Source organism: Flavobacterium frigoritolerans (assembly GCF_025847275.1).
GTDB classification, from domain to species: Bacteria; Bacteroidota; Bacteroidia; order Flavobacteriales; family Flavobacteriaceae; genus Flavobacterium; species Flavobacterium frigoritolerans.
On sequence record NZ_JAOZEV010000002.1, the window covers coordinates 134,377 to 155,763 of the forward strand.

Genomic DNA, 21,387 nt, shown 5'->3' on the forward strand with positions numbered 1-21,387 from the left:
TGGATTCAAAAAATTAAATTTTAACACCAGCTCTCTTTTGTTTCAAAAAATCCAACAAATATGCTCCATAACCAGATTTAACAAGAGGTGATGCTAATTCTTCAAGTTGAGTGTCATTAATAAAACCTTGTCTCCAAGCGATCTCTTCAATACATCCAACTTTTAGCCCTTGTCGCTCCTCAAGAACCTGTACAAACTGCCCAGCTTGCATTAAACTATTAAAAGTTCCAGTATCAAGCCAAGCTGTGCCTCTACTTAAAATCCCCACCTTTAAAGCTTCTTTTGATAGATATACTTTATTTACATCAGTAATTTCATATTCTCCACGCGCACTTGGCTCAATATTTTTGGCTATTTCAACAACTGAATTATCATAAAAATACAACCCTGGAACTGCATAATGAGATTTAGGATTAACTGGCTTCTCTTCTATAGAAATGGCTTTTAAATCTTCGTCAAATTCTACTACTCCGTAACGTTCTGGATCCGAAACATGGTATGCAAAAACTACTCCTCCATCTGGCTTTGTATTAGAACGTAAGAGTTCCTGCATATTGGCTCCAAAAAATATATTGTCTCCTAAAATTAAAGCAACATCATCATTTCCGATGAATTCTTCTCCAATTACAAAAGCTTGTGCTAATCCATTTGGTATAGCCTGTTCCGCATAACTAAATTTACAACCTAAATTCTCACCATTTCCTAATAATTTTTTAAAATTTGGTAAATCATGAGGCGTTGAAATAATCAAAATTTCATTTATCCCTGCCATCATTAAAGTTGATAGTGGATAATAAATCATTGGTTTATCATATACTGGCATCATTTGCTTGCTCATTGCAAGTGTTAATGGATGTAGTCTGGTACCCGAACCTCCTGCTAAAATAATTCCTTTCATTTGTCTGGATTATATCTATATTATACTAATAAAAATTAAGCAACTATAATTGTGCCAGCATTTTTTTTAAACTCTCTTTGTAATTTGGAACGTCCACTCCATAGACTTTCTTTATTTTATTTTTATCTAATAAAGAAAAAGAGGGGCGTTTTGCTGGAGTGGGGTATGCTGAAGAAGGAATTCCTCCAACTTTACAATTATAACCACCAACTTCTTTTATAGTCAATGCAAATTCATACCAACTAATCTCTCCTTCATTCGAATAATTATAAATTCCAGGAATCCATTTACTTGATGAAATAATATCGATTAGAACTTGTGCTAAATCAGCTGCATAAGTTGGTGACCCTATTTGATCATTAACTACACTAATTGACTCTCTTTCTTGCATCAATCGTTGCATAGTTTTTACAAAATTATTACCAAATTTACTATAAACCCACGATGTTCTTATAATGATTGAATTTGGATTTTCTTGCAAACAAGCTAATTCCCCCAATCTTTTAGTTTCCCCATAGACATTGATAGGATTTGTCAAAGCTTCTTCATCCAGAGCAACTGAAGATGTTCCATCGAAAACATAATCTGTAGATATATGAATTAGTTTTACTTTATTTCTAGCTGAATATTTTGCTATTACTTCCACTGCCAAATGATTAACAATCTCTGCCAATTCCTTTTCAGTTTCAGCTTTATCAACTGCTGTATAAGCTCCACAATTTAATATAATTGTGGGATTAATATCGTATAATTGCTCTTTTAAGAGATCCAAATTATCTAAAGTAATTTTTGTTCTGTCTGCAAAAAACCATTGGTATTGTGAATAATTTGAAGATAATACAAATAACTCTGATCCAAGCTGTCCATTTGCCCCAGTTACAAGTATCTTTTCCATTAAAACAAGCTATTACAATTTTCCATAAAAGGAAGAACTTGATCTTTTTCAGAAACTATTGCCTCATCTAAATCCATTCCCCAATCAATATTTAAAGATGGGTCATTAAATTTGATTCCACCCTCTGAGGCTTTATTATAAAACTGATCACACTTATACATTACTGATGCTGTTTCACTAATTACCGAAAAACCATGAGCAAAACCTTGAGGCACTAACAATTGCTTCTTGTTTTCTGCTGAAAGCAGTATACTAAATGTTTTTCCATAGGTAGGAGAATCTTTTCTTAAATCTACTGCTACATCTATTATTTTTCCTTCTAAAACACGTACCAATTTAGTTTGTGCGAAAGGAGGATTTTGATAATGTAATCCCCTTAAAGTTCCTTTTTTAGAGAAAGATTGATTATCCTGTACGAAATCAATATCAATCCCTAAATCTTTAAACTTAGTCTTACTGTATGATTCAAAGAAATAACCTCTTTCATCACCAAATACTGTTGGTTCAACTATTACTAAATCTTTTATAAATGTTTCTTCAATTCTCATATTAAAATATAATTCTTATTTATTCTTATGTTAATAAAAAAAGGCTTCAATTGCTCCTTTAATTCTATTCTTATCATCGTTTGTAAGGTTTGATCCTGAAGGCAAACACAACCCTTTTTCGAATAAACTTTCAGCTATTTTTTCTCCATAAAATGGATAACCAAAAAACAAGGGCTGTAAATGCATTGGTTTCCATAAAGGCCGCGATTCAATATTCTCTCTTTCAAATACCAATCGTAAAGATTCCTTATCAATCTTTTTATCATTATTATTGTCAATCAAAATGGTACTCAACCAATAATTAGAGAAATAATCGTCACTTGGCTCTTCAAAAACTGTTACCTCATTTATATCTTCGAATACTCTTTTATAAAAATCATGCATCTCTCTACGGAAAGTAATATTTTTATCCAAAATTTCCATCTGACCACAGCCTATTCCTGCACAAATATTACTCATCCTATAATTATAACCTACCTCACTATGTTCATAATGTATTGCATCATCTCTTGACTGAGTAGCATAAAAAATAGCTTTGTCTTTTAATCTATTAGAATTTGCAATTAATGCACCTCCACTTGAAGTTGTAATCATTTTATTACCATTAAAAGAAAGAATCCCAAATAAACCAAAAGTCCCACATTTTCTCCCTTTGTAACTACTCCCTTGAGCTTCTGCACTGTCTTCGACTATTGGAATTTCATATCGATCTGCAATCGCATGAATTTCATTTATTTTATAAGGCATTCCATATAAAGAGACAGCAATAATTGCTTTAGGTTTTTTCCCTTTTGCAATTCTATCCTTAATTGCAACCTCAAGAAATTCTGGACAAATATTCCAAGTATCTGGTTCGCTATCAACAAAAATAGGAATAGCACCTTGATATAAAATAGGGTTTGCTGATGCAGAAAAGGTCATACTCTGACAAATTACCTCATCACCCGATTTCACTCCCAATAAAATTAATGCTAAATGAATCGCGGCTGTGCCCGAATTTAAAGCAGCTATAGAAACTTTATTATTAAAATAGTCTTCTAACTTATTTTCGAACTCATTAACGTTAGGCCCTCCGGAAGTAATCCAAGAATCTTTTAGTGCTTTTTGAATATATTTTTCTTCAAATCCACTTTGTTGCGTCACTGATAAAGAAATTCTCTTTTTACTCATCTATCTTCCAATAATTTGAGTCATAACGAACATCATCTTCATTAACATTTTCTAATGGTAAAGTCGAAAATGATATCAATTTTGAATCTTTTTCTAAAGACTGAATAGCATTAGCATAGCCCGCAGGAATATGAACTATTTTACTTTCCGAAGCAGAAACAATAACTGTTTCAATAACTAAATCTTTTGAAGGTTTTTTCCAATTATCAATTTTTACAAAATGGATTTTAAAAGATCCGCTAACACAATAAAAGTTTTTAGCATCCAGTTTATGTCCTTGCCAGGCACGAATAGGGTTTTCTTCTGAATTACTAATCATGTAGAACCTTTCGATATTAGCAAAACTAAAGTCATTCACATATGAAATAGTCCCGCGGTGGTCGGAGAAATTCCCACCTTGAATTATTTTAGGATTCATACTAAGATAATATATGTTTTTTATTTGAATATGCAATCGTCATTCTATACTATTTGTTGACTTTTTTTGAATCATGACAATTTCATCTACTTAATTTTAAATTGCTTTTATTTAACAAATAAAACTTTAAAGAATACACCAAAAGTAAAGGTGTTATTATGATTACAAGTAACAAAATATCATGAACTTTTTGATATAAAGACACAACAAAAATAGAGATAATCGTTTGTGCAATTGCGTAATATAGAGCAACCAATCTGTGCTGAATTTTATATTCGTTACTTAAAACTTGATATAAATGCAAACGATGCGCCTCAAAGATGTTTTGCTTCAAAAACAAACGATGCATTATTGTACAAATAGCATCAACTCCATAAACAGCTAAAAATAACAACCAGATAACCGAATTAGTCACCAAAATTAATTTTAAAACTAGATAAATTACCCAAAAAGCAATTGCAATACTTCCAACATCTCCAGCAAAACATTTGGCTTTTTTTCTATAATTAAAGAATAAAAAAACCAAACTAGCTATCATTGCATACTTTATAAAAGCGGCATCAATGAATAATTGAATTTTTGTGTTTACATATAACAATGCCCCCATAACAACCAAAGTATACAAACCTGTAATACCATTTATCCCATCCATGAAATTATAGGCATTGATTAATCCTATGGATAAAATATAAGTAATAACGACTCCCCATACTGGCATCAAACTAAAGACGCCTAAATCATAAAAAATTAATGTAATAGCAAGAAAGTGAACAGAGATTCTTATTTTATTTGACAAACTTTGGATATCATCCCAAAAACTGACTAAACTAACCAAAGTTATTCCTGCAAAGAAAAAATAGTTACTTTGTACATGCTGAGTAAAATATAGTAAAGCAGAAAACCAAAAAATAATTCCACCTCCTCTTAAAGTAACTTCCGAATGAGAACTTCTTTTGTTTGGTTTGTCAATAATATTAAAGCGATCAGCAACTTTAAAATAAAGTAACATTATAATCATTAAAATGAATCCTAATATTGTGTATTGCATTATTAAATTTTTAAATCATTTTTCATTTTTCCAGAAAGCTATATAGATTTATTATTATGTTAAAAGAGTAATGATTTATAAGGAACTAATTTTAATTCCTTCTGAGGCTGTTCTTTACTGTCGATTATTATAGCTCTAAAAAACGGAAAAATATAAAAGCAGCAAGCAAAACTTATTAACCAAAGTTTTTTATTTACTAATGCTGATCGAATTACTTCTGAAACCAAAACGATTTCAAAAATTCTAAAATAAATATAAATTCTAGTCAATTCTGAAGATTCTGAAAAGATATTTACAAAGATGACTGAACAAATGTATGCCAGCAATAAATACTTTTGATGTAATAGTTGAAATCCATATTTATCATAATACCATAAAACAATTAAACCCATAACATTTAACAACAATAACTTCATCAAAGGAACTGGTATAGCAAACTTACTAGAAACATAAAATAGATAGTGAGAGTCCCTTAAAAAGAAACTCAACAAATGAATAATTCCGATTTGTGATATAATAAATGAAAGTCCCATTACTACATATAGATAACGGATTTTTATATATTGCCCCCATTTAAACAATATCAAAAAAACTACTAAAGGAATTAAACAACTGTAATGAATTGAGGTAGCTAATCCCATTAATAAAAAATATTTTAAATACTTTTTATCTAATAAAAAACTAAAAGCATAAAAAGAAATTGTAACCGACAAAAATTGTCTCATATACGTAAAGGAATACAAGAACAAAACGGGTATCAGGAAATATAGAACTAGGGGGAGACTACTTTTTTTTGTATATTTTCTGATACCTAGATAAGCAAAAAGATATGTAAAAAAAGAAAAAAAGAAAAAAAGGAATTTATGATCGAGATTTAAATATCGAAAGGCTTTCATTATAGCCAAAAAACCAAACTCTAAGCCATTATCCCTGGTCCCATTAAGATACCAATTAGTATAATTATTATAATCCCAACCAATTCTATCTCTGAATCCTCCAATTAAAACAAAAATCACCAACAGTATTAAACTAATATTTTTTTCTTTATTAGGATACTTAGAACTAAAAAAAAATAGAACTAAAACTATCAATAATAATAAAATATAAAAAATCATACTGTTAATTTATTTGCCTTCTTAAATAATAATATAGCAATTAAAAAATAAAATTGTTTTTATTTTTTTGGAATTAATTAACTCCAATGAACATCTTTTATTTCATCATAAACTTTTTGAATACCTTCTTCTAAAGTTGTTTTAGCTTTCCATCCATAGCTACTTAATTTAGAAACATCCATTAATTTACGTGGTGTACCGTCCGGCTTCGTTGTGTCAGTTAGAATTTCACCTTCAAATCCTACTATCTTTTTTATCAAGATTGCTAGATCTAAAATTGAAATATCATGTCCAATTCCAATATTAACTAAACCAGAATCATTATAGTTTTCCATTAAAAACAAACAAGCTTGGGCAAGATCATCAGCATGTAAAAATTCTCTCTTTGGACTTCCAGTCCCCCAAATAGTTACAGAACTATCTCCATTTCGTTTTGCCGTAATAAATTTTCTAAGCATTGCAGGCAATACATGAGAATTTTTCAAATCATAGTTATCATTTGGGCCATATAGATTTGTAGGCATTACAGAAATGAAATTACAATCAAATTGATCTCTGTATGCATCACACATCTTAATACCTGCAATTTTTGCAATTGCATAAGGTTCATTTGTAGGTTCTAATTCTCCCGTAAGTATATATTCTTCTTTTAATGGCTGCGGGGCCATTTTAGGATAAATACATGAAGACCCCAAAAACATTAATTTCTTTACGTTATTTATATATGATTGATGAATTACATTATTTTGAATCATCAAATTTTCATAAATAAAATCTCCTTTATAAGTATTATTGGCGATAATTCCGCCTACTTTTGCTGCCGCTAAAAAAACGTAGTCAGGTTTTTCCTCTTCAAAAAAATTAGTAACCGCTTGCTGATTTCTTAAATCTAATTCAGAAGATGTACGTAAAATGAAATTATTGAACCCTTTGCTTTTTAATTGACGTAAAATAGCTGAACCTACCATTCCGCGATGCCCAGCTATGTATATTTTATCATTTAAATTCATAATGATTGTTTTTTAATTCAAGAATAGACTTATTTCCTATTCATTCGGATTAATAATTAATACTAGATCTTACTTCTTTTAACATTTTTTCTTTTAAAACATATTGAAGATCTGAGGCCATCATTTCTTTAACTAATCCACCTAAATCATATTTAGGTACCCAGCCTAATTGTGTTTTTGATTTTGTAGGATCTCCAATAAGTAAATCTACTTCTGTCGGACGGAAATATTGTGGATCAACAGCGATAATCTGTTTACCCAGCTCAATCTGGTAGGCAGGATTACTGCAAGAAGCAACATATCCCTTTTCATTGACTCCTTCTCCATTAAATTCGATATCGATTCCTACTTCTGCAAATGACATTTTAACAAAATCACGTACATAGGTAGTTTCTCCCATCGCGATGACATAATCTTCAGCAACATCTTGTTGTAGAATGCGCCACATAGCTTCAACATAGTCTTTTGCATGTCCCCAATCACGTTGTGCATCTAAATTACCTAAATATAGGCAATCTTGCTCTCCTAAAGCAATAGCGGCAGTAGCCATAGTTATTTTTCTGGTCACAAAAGTTTCTCCTCGACGAGGCGATTCGTGATTAAATAAAATCCCATTACAAGCAAACATATCATAAGCTTCGCGATAATTCTTAGTAATCCAAAAACCATAAATTTTCGCTACTCCATAAGGCGAGCGAGGATAAAAAGGTGAATGCTCATCATAAAACCCTTTTTCATTTTTATTCTCGGCCAAACCACCATACAATTCAGATGTTGACGCCTGATAAATACGAGTTTTCTTTTCTAAACCTAAAATACGGACTGCTTCTAAAATTCGTAATGTACCAATACCATCAACATTCGCAACATATTCTGGCGAATCAAATGAAACTTTTACATGGCTCATCGCTCCCAAATTATATATTTCATCAGGTTTTACCTCTTGAATAATTCGAATAATATTAGTAGAATCTGTTAAATCTCCATAATGTAGCTTAAAATTTACATGGGTTTCATGTTGATCCTGATAGATATGGTCTATACGTTGTGTATTAAAAGAAGAAGCTCTTCTTTTAACACCATGAACCATATAACCTTTCTCTAATAATAATTCTGCCAAATACGAACCATCTTGTCCAGTGATCCCCGTTATAAGTGCAATTTTCATTTTTTTATTTTTTTATTTTATCTTTTCTTTAAATGAGTTAAAAGTTTTTATTAACCCCTCATTACCTTGTATAGGCAAAGCCATACTCATCGCTTTAACAATTTTATCATTACTAACTATATAGTTCTCGGTCAATTTATGTAAACGCTCTGAATTTAGAGGTAAAAATAAATAATCTCCTTGTTTTGCTACAAATTTGATCAAAGAAGAATTAATCTTCCATATTCTTGATTTTTTTCCTAAACATTCCGCTAGTAATTTTATCAATTCATTTGTAGATACTGGCTCATCATCTGCTAAATTATACACTCCAGATTGAATACTCTTATTAATAATTAATTCCTTAATAACAAAACAAAGATTTTCTATACTCAAAAATGATCGCTTATTCTCAAAAGCACCTAACGGCCAAGGAAAACCTTTGTCAACAAGTTTATATAATAGATTTAGATTCCCTTTATTCCCTTGACCATGAATCATACATGGTCTAAGAATATAGACTCTCTTATCTTTAGGAATTTTCTTATTTAAAATATACTGTTCAGCTTGATATTTTGCAATACCATAATGAGTTTTGGGATTCGTAATACTTTCTTCTGTCAAAACTCCATCTACTTTATCTGAAACTGCCTTCACTGTACTCATAAAAACAAATACGCTAGCTTTAGATATAAGAAAAGCATCAAATAGTTGTTTTGTCAATTCAAAATTAGCTTCATAATAATCTTTAGGATTTGATACATTTTTTAAATCGTGAGCCTTACCCGCTAAGTGTATAACTATATCCTCTTGAATATCAAAACATTGACCAATCTTATATCGAACACTCATTGGTATCACTTCATAATCCGTTTTTAAACAATCATACAAATTTAAACCTACAAATCCCGAAGTACCAGTTATAGCTATTTTCATTATTTAAACTGAGATAGTGCTTTATTATTTATTTTACTTCTTTCTAAATCAAAAAACCAGCCCCATTTATTAAAATATATTATTGCAGAATTTATAAAAATTTTAAATAACCTTCTATTTTTATTTGCTCCTGATTCGTATCCATGATAAACTGAAACTAATGGGAAATAAATAGTTTTATAATATTGGTGAACTCTACGAGATAAATCCCAATCTTCGAAATACATAAAAAATTTACCATCATATCCTCCAACTTTTTCTATAGCATTCAAGTTTAATAATGTAAAACAGCCCGAGAGAATTGGAGCATTATAAATTGTTTTTTTGGGAATTTCTCTTAATTCATATTGATTAATAAATTTCTGATAAGCTTTATTAGGTTTTTTTACTTTTCTCCATAAAATACTTAATGGAGTTGGTAATAATTTCGGCAAATTTTGAACACTCCCATCCAAATTTAAAATTTGAGGCATCATCATTCCAATTGTTTTATCACTCTTCATATAAGATATCATTACTGATATTATGTCTCCATCAAAATAAATATCAGGATTCACAATAAAATGATACTCCCCATTGGTTTCAATTGCACTTTTAATAGCAATATTATGTGCAGCTCCAAATCCTGGATTAGATGGATTGTGTATATATTTAATTCTATTATCAAAATCTTTAAATATTTTTAAATCATCTAATTCTGAATTATCAATCAAATAAAGCATCACTTTTTGTTCAGTATCTAAAATACTAGAAATAGTTTTTCCTAACTCAAATTTATCGTTATTATAAAGTACAATACTAGCGGTAATTAACATTCTCAAATCAAATTTTATAGCTTCTGTAATTGAAACTTTTATTATATAAAATTAAAGCCTCTCTATCCTGTTCATCAATAATGCCAATATTCAAAATATATCATTTGTAATTAACCAAACTACATATCTATAAATAATACTTTGCTTTTCTAATTCCAAACTCAAAATATTTAGATAAGAAATTATCTCTTATGAACAATTCTTTATTTAATCATACTTTCACAAATTTGCAGATATTTTTCTGTCCTCTGTTTTGAAGTTAAAAATGAAGATAAATTTTTTTCTCCATTCCTAATTAAATTTTCTCTAATATTTAAATCATTAACTATGGTTATTATTGCAGAAACAATTTCATTTTCATTATATGGATCAAAATATAACGCAGCATCTTTACACACAGTAGTTGCAAATGACAAATTAGAAGTCAAAATTGGTCTTTTCATTTTCATAGCCTCTGGATAATTAGCTGAGAAACACTCAAGCGTTGTGGGCAAAAAAAGAGCATCACATTCATAATATAATTTCGGACATTTGGCAACATCAATTCTTCCTATATTAATAATAGAATCTTTGGTATGTTTTTCAAAATGTTTTTCAAAAGATAATTCATCTATAGTTAAAACAAATTTTATATTTATTTTAAGTTTCATTTTATTTAATAAAGGAACTACTTTATTTAATATAGTAATATTTTTATGGGGTGCAAATGAACATAAACTCAGAAAACGATATTCATTTTGCTCCTTAATAGGCAATAATCTACCGTCAGAAAAATCAGGATTGTTAAAATAATTATTATAAGTGTTAGTTGCTGTAAATACATTATTTTTATTACAATTTAAAAGCTCAGTTAATCGTTGAGAAACATCTTCCGTCTCGCAAACATAATGATTACCATTTCTTTTTAAAAAATAAGTATGGATAACTTTAAATATTTTTCTTTTAATAATTTCGCCAAAAGAAATATTTTTAAACAAAGGAGATTCAGGATAAACATAATGAGGATATGCATATCCCATCAAATGTGGACATGATGGTGTCCAATATGAAGGCCCAAAAACGCTAAAAACACAATCTGGTTTTATCTTTTTTTCTAATATTTTTATTTTTTTTCTAATTTGAAACCCTTTTAGTCCATATAGGGGATGTGATTCAATAAGATAAAAGAAAAAATTATTAGGAAACTGTAATTTATCAATTTCATTTGAAACTGTCTTACTCAAAAAAACATGATATTCGTTTGATGGTATATTAATACATTCTGTTATAAAAGATACTGCCACTTGAGTAACACCAGTACCACTAAGTGTAGATGCGTTTATTAAAAGTTTCATTTAATTTTAATTGAATAAATAATTATAATAAGGATAAAATTTATGAAAGAAAGTCTTTCTTAATTTATTTAAATAACCTGAAGACTTTAATTCGAACGATACTAAACAGTATTCCTCAGAAAATTTATTTACATCATTCAAGGATGGGGAAGTAGTTTTTAAATAAACAGAACCATCTCTAAGCCACTTCTTAGTAATAAAGACACACTTTTCTGGATAATGATTTTTAATATAATGTCCATAAGTTTCATATTCGCTAAACAAACTTCCATCATTACCTTTTAAATTATTCATAATTGTCCAATTCCAAGTTGAAGTATTCTTAAATTGTTTTTCGATATGAGCAAAAAATTCTTTAACAATCATTTTATTAAAAACCATATATTGAGAAATAAAAGAAAATTCTCTATTAGGTTCTTCATTCAATAAAACCTTGTAATTTTCAAAATATGGTTCATGAAATTCTGTGGCTTTCAAAAAAACAAATTGATTTTTTTCATTTATAAAAGAGATGTGGTTCAAAAAAACTGTATCAGCGTCAATAACAATATAGTTTTCATTTAAGGAATCTATATTTGAAACTCCTAACTTTAATAATTGTTGAAAATACCATCCTGATCTTTTTGGAAAAAAAGGCAATTCTAAGCTTTCCAAATCTGATTTTATCATATTTGGTAAAACCTCGTTTTGATCGATAAGAATTATTTTAACTGAAACATTAAAATTGAAGAATTTAAAATACTTCCTATCTGTAACTATATATATCGAATTAACTTCATAAAGTTCTAAAATCTTAATGATACTTAACTTTAACGTATATAGATGATCTATTTTTGTTACATATACAATGTCTAACATTTTTTAAATTGAATTTAAAATTTTCCTCAATTGATATTTTAAAAAAGCTATATAAAAGTCGTAATAACACAAAGTAGTCATCCTTGCATTATTTTGAACTTTTGCCTTCATTTGCTCCTTAAATACTTTTATTACATTATTATTACTGATTCCACCATCTCTAACAATTACATTAAGTTTAGGTAAAAAATATGGAACAATTTCCCGTCTAGCTCTGAGTAAAAAATCATAATCTCCAGCAATTAAAAAATTTATATCAAACTTTCCAAAGCGTAAAAACAAAGATTTATGATGCAAACTTCCAACATGTGCTATAGTACAATATTTTTTAAAATTTTTATTAAAGGGCTTGCCATAAAATCGTATCGGCTTTATATCTTCTGTTACCAGTGCATTCATTGCTGAAATAAAATTTACCTCTTGATTATTATTTATAACATTATAGTAGTTCATACAAAAATCCTGCAACAGAAAATCATCCGCACCTAAAAAAGTAATCCAATCACCAGTTGAAAGTAGTATCCCTTTATTCCAAGCATCATAAATACCTTTATCTTTCTCCGAAATATATTTTAATCTCCCATCAAATATTTTTTCATATTTTTTTATAATTTCTAAAGTACCATCTGTTGAACTACCATCAATTATAACCAACTCAATATTAGAATAAGTTTGAATAAGTACAGAATGAATTGTTTGTTCTAAAGTATTTTCAATATTGTATGTAGCAATAATGATTGTTATTTTGGGAAATTTCACGTTATAGGAGAATAAGAGTGTTTAGATGTTTTTAAATTTTCTAAAAAGTATATTAGACAATAAAAAATAAGTAATGATAAAAGACTTGAAAATTCAGGTCTATGCATTAATGAAATTAATAGAACTACAAAAAATTTAAAATAATAAAAGGACTTTATTTTTATAATGGCCCAAAAAAGATATATAAATAGTAGGTAGTAAAAAATGGAGCCTATAATTCCAAATCTTGCAAAAATAGAGAAAAAATTAGATCCTGAAATTTTTGGATTAGAATAACCTACTCCTAAAATAGGGCTTTCACTAAAGAGTTTGAAATCATTTACAACTAACTCACCTCTATTAGAATTAGAAAAATCAGTAGAAGTCTCTTCTAATCTAGAAAATGACATTTCGTTAATCTTGTCTACTATTGGACTATCAAAATTAATCAGAATTACATAAAATAAAATTAGAATAGAGAAAAAAGCAAAAAAACCTCCTATATTTTTTTTATTGAAATAGAAGAAAAAAACATAAACAGTTATCGCAAAATAAAATGCCACTGAAAACGTAAAAATAGTTATTAAAATAAGTAAAAATTCAATTTTCACATTTTTAAAATAAACCTTGTTTAAAATAATAGCGTAAAGTGCATAAAGACCAAAGGTTCCTGGTTCATCAAAAAAACCAGCAAATCTCATCATTCTAATCGACCCTACGTCAATAAAAATATTAGTCGTAGTGAGACCTAAAAAAAAAGAATTATCGGTTCCATATGAAACTACAAAAAAAGGAGTTACTCCAATTAATAAATGTGTAAAAAAAACTAGAACACCTCCTATACCGGTAATCAAAACTATATAAATAAATGATTTAACAAATAATTCAAAACCTAAAAAATACTTAATATACAGTATGGTTATTAAGAAAGATATTAACTGAACTATTAAGTTAAAATTAGCAACATCGCTATGATAGATTAACATCAAAAAATAAAATGCTATTTGTACAAAAAGCAAAAAGATGATTTGCCGAGGCATGGCTAATTTATTTTTTTTTATAGATAGCAAAAGGATAAAAAACACCAAACATATAAAAGTCAAAATTTTATATGGATGACCAGGCCATCTATAAAAAATCCAAGGAGCAGTACTAGTAAGAAAAATCCAAAGCAAAATTAGCAAAGAATATTTTTTAATCAAACTAAAACAATCTTTATAGGTCATTTTACAAATATTATTTAAAAAGATCTAATTGTTTAGAATGGATATGTAAATTACTTATCTTATGCATTTTACCATTATATGTCAAAAAAGGGATCTTTCGTCCCAAATCATCTATTTCCCAAACGTAATTAAAGTCACTTACATTATATACTGCACTTTCATTAATAAATTTTGAATTACGCTTAAGCAACTTAGAGAAAATATTTGGCTTGACATTCCTTGAATCAACCCCTCCCAGATATTGTCCTATTGCAGCAGCGTCAAAAATTGATTTAAATTTATCAAAATTCTCAAAGTATTTTAATTTATTTCTGACTGTTATTCCTGAAACAGATTTTAATTCCCTTTTATAATCATTCGGTATTACTGGCAACATCTCTATTAGGCTATATTTTTCATTAAACATTGCAATTAATTCCATATCATTATAATCTGAAAACTGAAACATAAATCTATTTAGCTCAGAAAGTACTTCATTTCCCTTGAAATAAACAAAACTAGGAATGCATCTAGAATCATTATCAAACGGAGCAGCCATCTTAATTTTATTTTGACTCATAACTCTTGACATTTTTTCTAAATCACAATATATCATAACGTCATTTTCAAAATGAAAAACGTTCTCCAAATTATGCTCTATAATTACATCTTCAATATAATAAAATCTTTCTACAACTGATTTCCAAAAACCATCTCTAAAATTATCATCTCTTTTTGAAGTTCGAAGAAAATCTATATGATTAGTACTTTTTTTAACATTTTCTATTGATAGCAAAATCACTTTTGATTTTATCATTTCGAAATGTTTCTCAGACAAAATTAAATAAATATTACAATCATTAAACTTTTGAATTTGTTCTATACAATCATTTATATAACTCGCAAAAACATCACCTACATGAACAAGAACTACTGAAGGTTTCATATCTATTCTATTTTTTTAAATGCGTTTTAAATACACATGTTTTTATTATCCTTCTACTATAAGCTGCATATCTATTGAGAAAACTTATCAAAAACTTAAAATTGTTTTATTTATTTTTATATTTTCAAAATTAGAAATATTTTTGGTCATGTAAGCTCCAAAATCATCTTAAAGTTTTTCTTAATTGAGAATGCCAAATCAATTGTCATAAATTCTTACTCGATCCCAATTAACATTTTCTTTAATAACTTTAGCCGGAATTCCAGCTAGTAAAACATTCTCTTTTTCAAATTTACCAGCTACAACCGCTCTTGTTGCTACAACAGAATTGGATGAAACCACTGAACCTTTTAAGATAGAAACATGTGACGCTATCCAAACATGATCTCCTATTTCAACATTTTGTGCATGGTTTATTCGTTTTTTCGTTCTTTGATCTAAAATAGAATGTGAATCTCCTGTTCTTATATCAATATCTTTAGCAAACATACAATCTTTACCTATTATAATTTTTGAATTGGGCTCAGTAACCGCAATATGTACGTTTTCAAAAGTTGAATTTTCACCAATGATAGCTTCACCATTATCATCTTCAATCCAAATGGAACCACCATGGTTAAAAAGGACTTTTTTAGAAAGATAAATTTTATTATTATTTCCACGAATGTAGAATACAACATTTTTCAACACTACAGAATCGCTAATTATAATGTGATTGTTGTTTCCCACAATATCAATTTTATTACCAGTACATATAGCGGTGTAATCGATATCCAGACTATTCCCAACTCCCTTTATATTTTTTGTAAAGGCTAATCTACCATTTAAAAAGTTCCTAACTTTTCTAAAGCCATTCAAAAAAATTGGATTATTTATTATAAAATCTTTTATAGCCATTATATTAGTTTAAACTCAATTTTTAATTAGTTAATGATTACGTTTTATGTTTAAAAAAAGTAAAAACTCGGCATATCCTAAATTTCCAAGCAAATAAAAATCTTTCAAATCCAGAAAAGTATATCCTTTTTAACGTGTCATTTTCTTTGATGTATGTAGGGATATTTTCTTTAGAAAATCCCTCCTCATCCCAAATGCTAAAAATTACTGGAGTATAATTAAATTTCACTTTTAAAATGGTGGCTTTTAATAACCATATTCGATCCGCAATTATTTTATAGTTTAAATTAAATATTCCAACGATTTGAAATGCTTCCTTTTTAAAAAAAACACTTTGATGACAGATTGTCTCTGCAAAGAAAAACTCTTTCTGAATTTTTTTTGGAGGCTTAATAGTTGTTTTTGCATTTTTTGTTAACGTATCTCCATAGATTACCATTTCATTGTTATCAAAAGTTTGAGAAAAAACATTTTTTAAAACTAGATCATCATAAAAATTATCTCCACTATTCATAAAGATCAACCAATCTCCATTAGCTTTAAAAATACCTTTATTCATTGCATCATAAATCCCTTTGTCCTTTTCACTAACACAAACAAACTTAATCTCTTTTTCTTTAAACTTTTCCTGATAGCCATTTGCAATGGCGAATGTATTATCAGTAGATAACCCATCAATAATAATATATTCAATATTGTGGTATCTCTGGCTGACAACTGACATCATTGTTGCTTCAATGGAATCTTCACTGTTACGACAGACAGTAATAATGGAAATTAATGGCATATTCATTTTCGTTGGGAAGGATTTACTACAATTAAAAATAAAAGACTAATTGCTGAATAATTTTAACATTACTCTCGAAGATTTATGTTTTATAAGATCAATAACACTAAAATCCTTTCTGATCGTATTCCAAAACTCTTTATGAAAACTACTCGATTTTCTTTTATAAAATTGATTTAAGATAAAAAATGCCATTAATCTTTTATCAAATTCCTTAACAAAATAATATTTTGCCAAATCATAATACTTTTCGAGATTATTTTCTACACTAAAAGATTCTCGATGAAATCGAAATTTAGAAAGTAATTCCGGGACTATTTTTATGAATTTATAGTCTCGGGCTGTAAGCATAAACATCAATACATCATTCCCAGCACCGTATTTTTTAAAATCCAAACCAAATTCGTTGGGCACGTCAATTAACAGGTTTTTTCTCAAATCATCTCTCCTAAAAATACCACAACCTGGTGACAACTGAAATTCGGCTTGATTACTACTTAATATATTTTCAGAAAGATATACTTTTGTAGATAATACATGAGGGAAAGCATCTTGAAATTCAGAATACATAGTTTTATCACCAAAATATTCTACCCCAGTAATTACAAAAGCAGTATCATCATCAAATAATGGCAATGTCTTTTGAATAAAATCATTAGTCATCAAATCATCTGACCATAGAATTTTAATATATTCTCCTTGAATTTTGTCTATACAATTTTTCCAATTTAATACAGGTCCTAAATTAATTTCATTTTTATATATTTTAATTCGATCATCTTTTTTAGCATACTCTTCCAAAATAGACCAAGTTTTATCTGTACTGCAATTATCTGAAACAATAATTTCAATATTATTATATGTTTGATTTATTGCGCAGTCTAAAGTTTCTCCTATAATATTCTCCCTATTATATACCGGAATCATTATACTTACTAAAGGTCCAAAATTATTCATGCCAATGATTGTTTTTAAAAAATTTATATGTAACGATTGGGCCAAAAATAGAGAAAATAACCAAACTAAAGCACATTGAATACACCACTCCTACCAAACCTAAATTAGAATACTTTACAAGAAAAATAGCCAATGGAACATTCAGCAATGCACCAATTATTGATGTCTGAACTTGTATTCTTACTATTCCTAATCCGTTGAGAAAAAACGAATAAATATTATTCCATATTGAAATTATAACAAAAAAAGAAAGTGCAATAATTAAATTAAAAGGGGGGGTAATCCTACTCTTTGCAGGCAACCAAATGTCTAAAATTGGTTGGTAAACAAATAACATTACCATTAATCCTAAAACAACAACTAAAAATAATAAATTAAGTTTTTTTATTGCTGATTTCATCCAAACAAAATCTTTTCTTTCATTGGCCTCTGTAAAAGCGGACCATAATGGTGAAATTATGATACCAAACGCTATCGTAAAAATTGAAAATAATTTATATACAATATTGTATACTGATACTTGTTCTGTGCCTAACAATTGTAATATTATGTAATTATCTACTGTAAATATCAGTAGTACAGCAATCTGAATTACAAAAAAACTACCTCCCAAAGACAAGACATCTTTTATTTTTGACTTAGAGAAAAAAGAAAGACTTGGAACAACATTCTTATGTTTAGTAAAAAACCAAAAAGTAAGAACTAAATGACTAACTACCAACGAAACACAATATATAAATACAATTTTAACTATGTTAGACAAAAAAAATGTTTTAAAAACAATCAAAAATAAAATAAAAATAAAATTTGTTATAATTGAAATAATATTGGTCATTGCTGTTTGCTGATATGCATTCAAGATCGAATTTATTAATCCCAAGACAAAAGAAAAAACAATGCTAAATAAAAATAAAAACATCATTAATCTGTACTCTTCAATACTCAAAATTCTACTATTAAAAACAGCGGTCCAATTTACAAGATAAATGCTACTTCCGAATAAAATAAGCAAAACAAAAGCAATGCTAGCTAAAATGATATATGCTGTTGAAATGTAAACTCTTGAGCCTTGTAAGTCATTATTAGTTAAGGTTATTGTTAATTTATTTCTTAAACCATTTCCAACACCAATATCAAATAATGATAACCATGAAATTATCGACAATAACACTATCCATATACCATAAAGGTCTTTCCCTAAATATCCTAACGTTATTCTAACTACGAAAAAACTTAAAAAAATTGAGATTCCTCTTAAAAAAAAAGAAAAGTAAATCTGGAGCTTTATGTTTTTTGTTCGTTTATCTGCATCAAAATTTGCAAAATCTAGCATCTTAAATAGTTTTTACCCAATCAACCATTTTTCTCACTCCTTCATCACTATTAATTGAAGGTGACCAACCAAAATAATCTTTTGCCTTATCTATATCAGCAACATATACTTTTTGATCACTTATTCTCCAAGGCAGATTAGTATATTTCATTTCAATATCTAACTCTTTCTCTAATGTTACAAAAAGCTCTAATAAAGAAAGACTATTTGACATACCTCCACCAATATTAAATGCTTGACCTTTTGTTTTTTCAATAGAATTAATCGCTGAGAAATAACACTTTATAAGATCATCACCAAACAGAACATCCCTTACTTGTTTTCCTGATCCCGATATAGTAAAATTATCTTTTAAAGTTCCGTTTTTAATATCTATAGCTTGTTTTACAAACCAACCAATCCAACCTTGATCTGCAGTAGCATATTGCCTCCCTCCAAAAATTGATGAATGTCTAAAAACAACCGTCTTTAAATCAAACATTTTTGCATAGTCAAGCATATACTGATCAGTAGCGCCTTTTGAACAGCCATAAGGAGATTGAAAATCAAGAGATATTTTTTCATTAAAACCTTTTTCAAAGTCTTTTGCCTTATATCTTGTTTCCGATTCTATATATTCAATCCATTCTAAATCTCCATAAACTTTATTAGTTGAAGAATAAGTAACAATAGTATCTGGTAAAAATTTTCGAACAACTTCCAAAACATTATTTCCTCCAATTACATTTACTTCAAAATCAAATCTAGGGTTTTCTAATGATGTTGTCATCGCTACTTGTCCTGCCAGATGAAAAATAACGTCTGGTTTACAATCTCTAATAGCATATTCAACATCATTATAAGAGCGTATATCTGAATGATAAAATTTAAACTCACCTAACGATCTCAACCATTTTAAATTTTGTTCAGTACCTGTTCTATATAAATTATCAAAAACAAAAAGTTCATCACCTCTTTGTAAAACTTCAGCTGCCAAATTAGACCCTAGAAATCCGCAACCACCTGTTATTAAATATCTCATATTGTTAAGAATTTAAATAATCTCTAATTACTTTAGCAATGTAGTCATAATGCGTTTCATTTAATCCCGGCCAAACTCCTAACCAAAAAGATTGATTCATAATGATATCGGTATTTGTTAAATCCCCTACTACTCTATGTTCTATATTCGCATAAGCAGGTTGACGCAACAAGTTACCACCAAACAACAATCGAGTGCCAATTTTTTTCTCTTCCAAATGTTGTACTAACATATGACGGTCTGCGGCATCTCCTTCTCTCAAGGTTAATAAAAACCCAAACCAAGATGGTTCTGAATTTGGTGTAGGTTCTGGAAGTATAAATACCTCTTCAAACTCTTTCATACGTTCATACAAAGCCGCATAATTTTCTCTACGTTTTTGCACAAAACCATCTATTTTTTTTATTTGCGATACACCAAAAGCCGCTTGCATATCGGTTACTTTCAAGTTAAAACCTATATGAGAATAGGTATATTTATGGTCGTATCCATAAGGTAAAGTTCCTAATTGTTGCCCAAATCGGCACCCACAAGTATTATCTTTACCTGGTTCGCAATAGCAATCTCTTCCCCAATCTCTAAAACTTTCCGCTAATTTAGATAATATAGGATTATTAATCAATACAGCTCCTCCTTCACCCATAGTAATGTGGTGCGCAGGATAGAATGAAAATGTCGAAATATCCCCAAAAGTTCCAGTTTTTTGCCCTTTATAAGTAGCACCAAGCGAATCGCAATCATCCTCTACTACCCAAAGATTATATTTTTTTGCAACACGCATTACTTCATCCAAATCAAAAGGATTACCTAAAGAATGCGCAATCATAATGGCTTTTGTTTTAGGACTAACAGCAGCCTCAAGTATATCTGCTTTTACATTATGAGTTGCAATATCCACATCGATAAAAACAGGAATCGCTCCAAATTGAATAATTGGATTTATAGTAGTAGGGAATCCAGCTGCCACAGTAATCACTTCATCACCTGCTTTAATTGCACGCTCACCTAATTTTGGAGAAGTTAGAGCGTAAAAGGCAACCAAATTTGCGGATGATCCTGAATTAACTAATAAAGCCTTATGTGCTCCAAAATATTTTGCAAAATCTTCTTCAAATGTATTTGCAAAACGTCCTGCAGTTAACCAAGCATCTAACGCTGCATCAACCCCCATTAAAACATCTTCTTCATCTAATACTTTTCCTGTCACAGGAATATAATTTTCTCCCGCTATAATTACCTGAGTTGTTTTTACTTTTGCGATTGCTCTCAAACTATCCTGTAAAGAAACATCTTGTATATTTTTTAACATAT

The 21,387-nt window shown here is 28.8% G+C and carries 22 protein-coding genes; all 22 read right to left on the reverse strand.

Features of this window, described 5'->3' with window-relative positions; all coding sequences use genetic code 11:
* Positions 1-13: 13 nt before the first annotated feature.
* Positions 14-898 carry a glucose-1-phosphate thymidylyltransferase RfbA gene (gene rfbA / locus OIU80_RS03125; protein ID WP_264285627.1) on the reverse strand — a complete coding sequence of 295 codons (885 nt, stop codon included), beginning with the start codon at positions 896-898 and terminating at the stop codon, positions 14-16.
* Between the two features lie 43 nt (positions 899-941).
* Positions 942-1,793 (reverse strand): dTDP-4-dehydrorhamnose reductase, encoded by an 852-nt coding sequence (gene rfbD, locus OIU80_RS03130; protein ID WP_264285628.1) that lies wholly within the window; start codon positions 1,791-1,793, stop codon positions 942-944.
* Positions 1,793-2,341, reverse strand: coding sequence for a dTDP-4-dehydrorhamnose 3,5-epimerase (gene rfbC / locus OIU80_RS03135; protein WP_264285629.1), 549 nt, complete (start codon positions 2,339-2,341; stop codon positions 1,793-1,795). Before rfbC ends, rfbD begins: the two co-directional genes overlap by 1 nt.
* Before the next feature lie 30 nt (positions 2,342-2,371).
* The gene (locus OIU80_RS03140) at positions 2,372-3,511 is read right to left on the reverse strand and encodes a DegT/DnrJ/EryC1/StrS family aminotransferase (protein ID WP_264285630.1); all 1,140 of its coding nucleotides are present in this window, start codon (positions 3,509-3,511) and stop codon (positions 2,372-2,374) included.
* Positions 3,504-3,929, reverse strand: coding sequence for a WxcM-like domain-containing protein (locus OIU80_RS03145; RefSeq protein WP_264285631.1), 426 nt, complete (start codon positions 3,927-3,929; stop codon positions 3,504-3,506). The genes OIU80_RS03140 and OIU80_RS03145 overlap by 8 nt, the downstream gene beginning before the upstream one ends.
* Positions 3,930-4,011: 82 nt before the next feature.
* Positions 4,012-4,977, reverse strand: coding sequence for an MraY family glycosyltransferase (locus tag OIU80_RS03150; RefSeq protein WP_264285632.1), 966 nt, complete (start codon positions 4,975-4,977; stop codon positions 4,012-4,014).
* A gap of 59 nt (positions 4,978-5,036) precedes the next feature.
* On the reverse strand, positions 5,037-6,092 hold the full coding sequence (locus OIU80_RS03155) for an EpsG family protein (RefSeq protein WP_264285633.1): 1,056 nt from the start codon (positions 6,090-6,092) through the stop codon (positions 5,037-5,039).
* A 77-nt stretch (positions 6,093-6,169) separates the two neighbouring features.
* Positions 6,170-7,102, reverse strand: coding sequence for a GDP-L-fucose synthase family protein (locus OIU80_RS03160; protein WP_264285634.1), 933 nt, complete (start codon positions 7,100-7,102; stop codon positions 6,170-6,172).
* A 49-nt stretch (positions 7,103-7,151) separates the two neighbouring features.
* Positions 7,152-8,270 (reverse strand): GDP-mannose 4,6-dehydratase, encoded by a 1,119-nt coding sequence (gene gmd / locus OIU80_RS03165; RefSeq protein ID WP_264285635.1) that lies wholly within the window; start codon positions 8,268-8,270, stop codon positions 7,152-7,154.
* 12 nt (positions 8,271-8,282) lie between these two features.
* The gene (locus OIU80_RS03170; RefSeq protein WP_264285636.1) at positions 8,283-9,185 is read right to left on the reverse strand and encodes an NAD-dependent epimerase/dehydratase family protein; all 903 of its coding nucleotides are present in this window, start codon (positions 9,183-9,185) and stop codon (positions 8,283-8,285) included.
* Positions 9,185-10,000, reverse strand: a complete 816-nt coding sequence (locus OIU80_RS03175; protein WP_264285637.1) for a glycosyltransferase — start codon at positions 9,998-10,000, stop codon at positions 9,185-9,187. The genes OIU80_RS03170 and OIU80_RS03175 overlap by 1 nt, the downstream gene beginning before the upstream one ends.
* A gap of 203 nt (positions 10,001-10,203) precedes the next feature.
* Positions 10,204-11,334 (reverse strand): glycosyltransferase, encoded by a 1,131-nt coding sequence (locus tag OIU80_RS03180; protein WP_264285638.1) that lies wholly within the window; start codon positions 11,332-11,334, stop codon positions 10,204-10,206.
* Between the two features lie 6 nt (positions 11,335-11,340).
* On the reverse strand, positions 11,341-12,192 hold the full coding sequence (locus OIU80_RS03185) for a DUF6492 family protein (RefSeq protein ID WP_264285639.1): 852 nt from the start codon (positions 12,190-12,192) through the stop codon (positions 11,341-11,343).
* A gap of 3 nt (positions 12,193-12,195) precedes the next feature.
* Positions 12,196-12,951: a glycosyltransferase family 2 protein gene (locus tag OIU80_RS03190; RefSeq protein WP_264285640.1), complete on the reverse strand. Its 756-nt coding sequence runs from the start codon at positions 12,949-12,951 to the stop codon at positions 12,196-12,198.
* Complete coding sequence (locus OIU80_RS03195; RefSeq protein WP_264285641.1) at positions 12,948-14,156, reverse strand: O-antigen polymerase; 1,209 nt, start codon at positions 14,154-14,156, stop codon at positions 12,948-12,950. The genes OIU80_RS03190 and OIU80_RS03195 overlap by 4 nt, the downstream gene beginning before the upstream one ends.
* A gap of 10 nt (positions 14,157-14,166) precedes the next feature.
* The gene (locus tag OIU80_RS03200) at positions 14,167-15,081 is read right to left on the reverse strand and encodes a hypothetical protein (protein ID WP_264285642.1); all 915 of its coding nucleotides are present in this window, start codon (positions 15,079-15,081) and stop codon (positions 14,167-14,169) included.
* Positions 15,082-15,279: 198 nt separating this feature from the next.
* Positions 15,280-15,978 (reverse strand): acyltransferase, encoded by a 699-nt coding sequence (locus OIU80_RS03205; RefSeq protein WP_264285643.1) that lies wholly within the window; start codon positions 15,976-15,978, stop codon positions 15,280-15,282.
* A 37-nt stretch (positions 15,979-16,015) separates the two neighbouring features.
* A complete protein-coding gene (locus tag OIU80_RS03210) occupies positions 16,016-16,771 on the reverse strand; it encodes a glycosyltransferase family 2 protein (protein ID WP_264285644.1) in 756 nt (251 codons plus the stop codon).
* 39 nt (positions 16,772-16,810) lie between these two features.
* Positions 16,811-17,722, reverse strand: coding sequence for a glycosyltransferase family 2 protein (locus tag OIU80_RS03215; RefSeq protein ID WP_264285645.1), 912 nt, complete (start codon positions 17,720-17,722; stop codon positions 16,811-16,813).
* Complete coding sequence (locus OIU80_RS03220; RefSeq protein WP_264285646.1) at positions 17,715-19,055, reverse strand: oligosaccharide flippase family protein; 1,341 nt, start codon at positions 19,053-19,055, stop codon at positions 17,715-17,717. Before OIU80_RS03220 ends, OIU80_RS03215 begins: the two co-directional genes overlap by 8 nt.
* Before the next feature lies 1 nt (position 19,056).
* Positions 19,057-20,076: a GDP-mannose 4,6-dehydratase gene (locus tag OIU80_RS03225; protein WP_264285647.1), complete on the reverse strand. Its 1,020-nt coding sequence runs from the start codon at positions 20,074-20,076 to the stop codon at positions 19,057-19,059.
* A gap of 4 nt (positions 20,077-20,080) precedes the next feature.
* Complete coding sequence (rfbH, locus tag OIU80_RS03230) at positions 20,081-21,385, reverse strand: lipopolysaccharide biosynthesis protein RfbH (RefSeq protein WP_264285648.1); 1,305 nt, start codon at positions 21,383-21,385, stop codon at positions 20,081-20,083.
* Between the last annotated feature and the right edge of the window lie 2 nt (positions 21,386-21,387).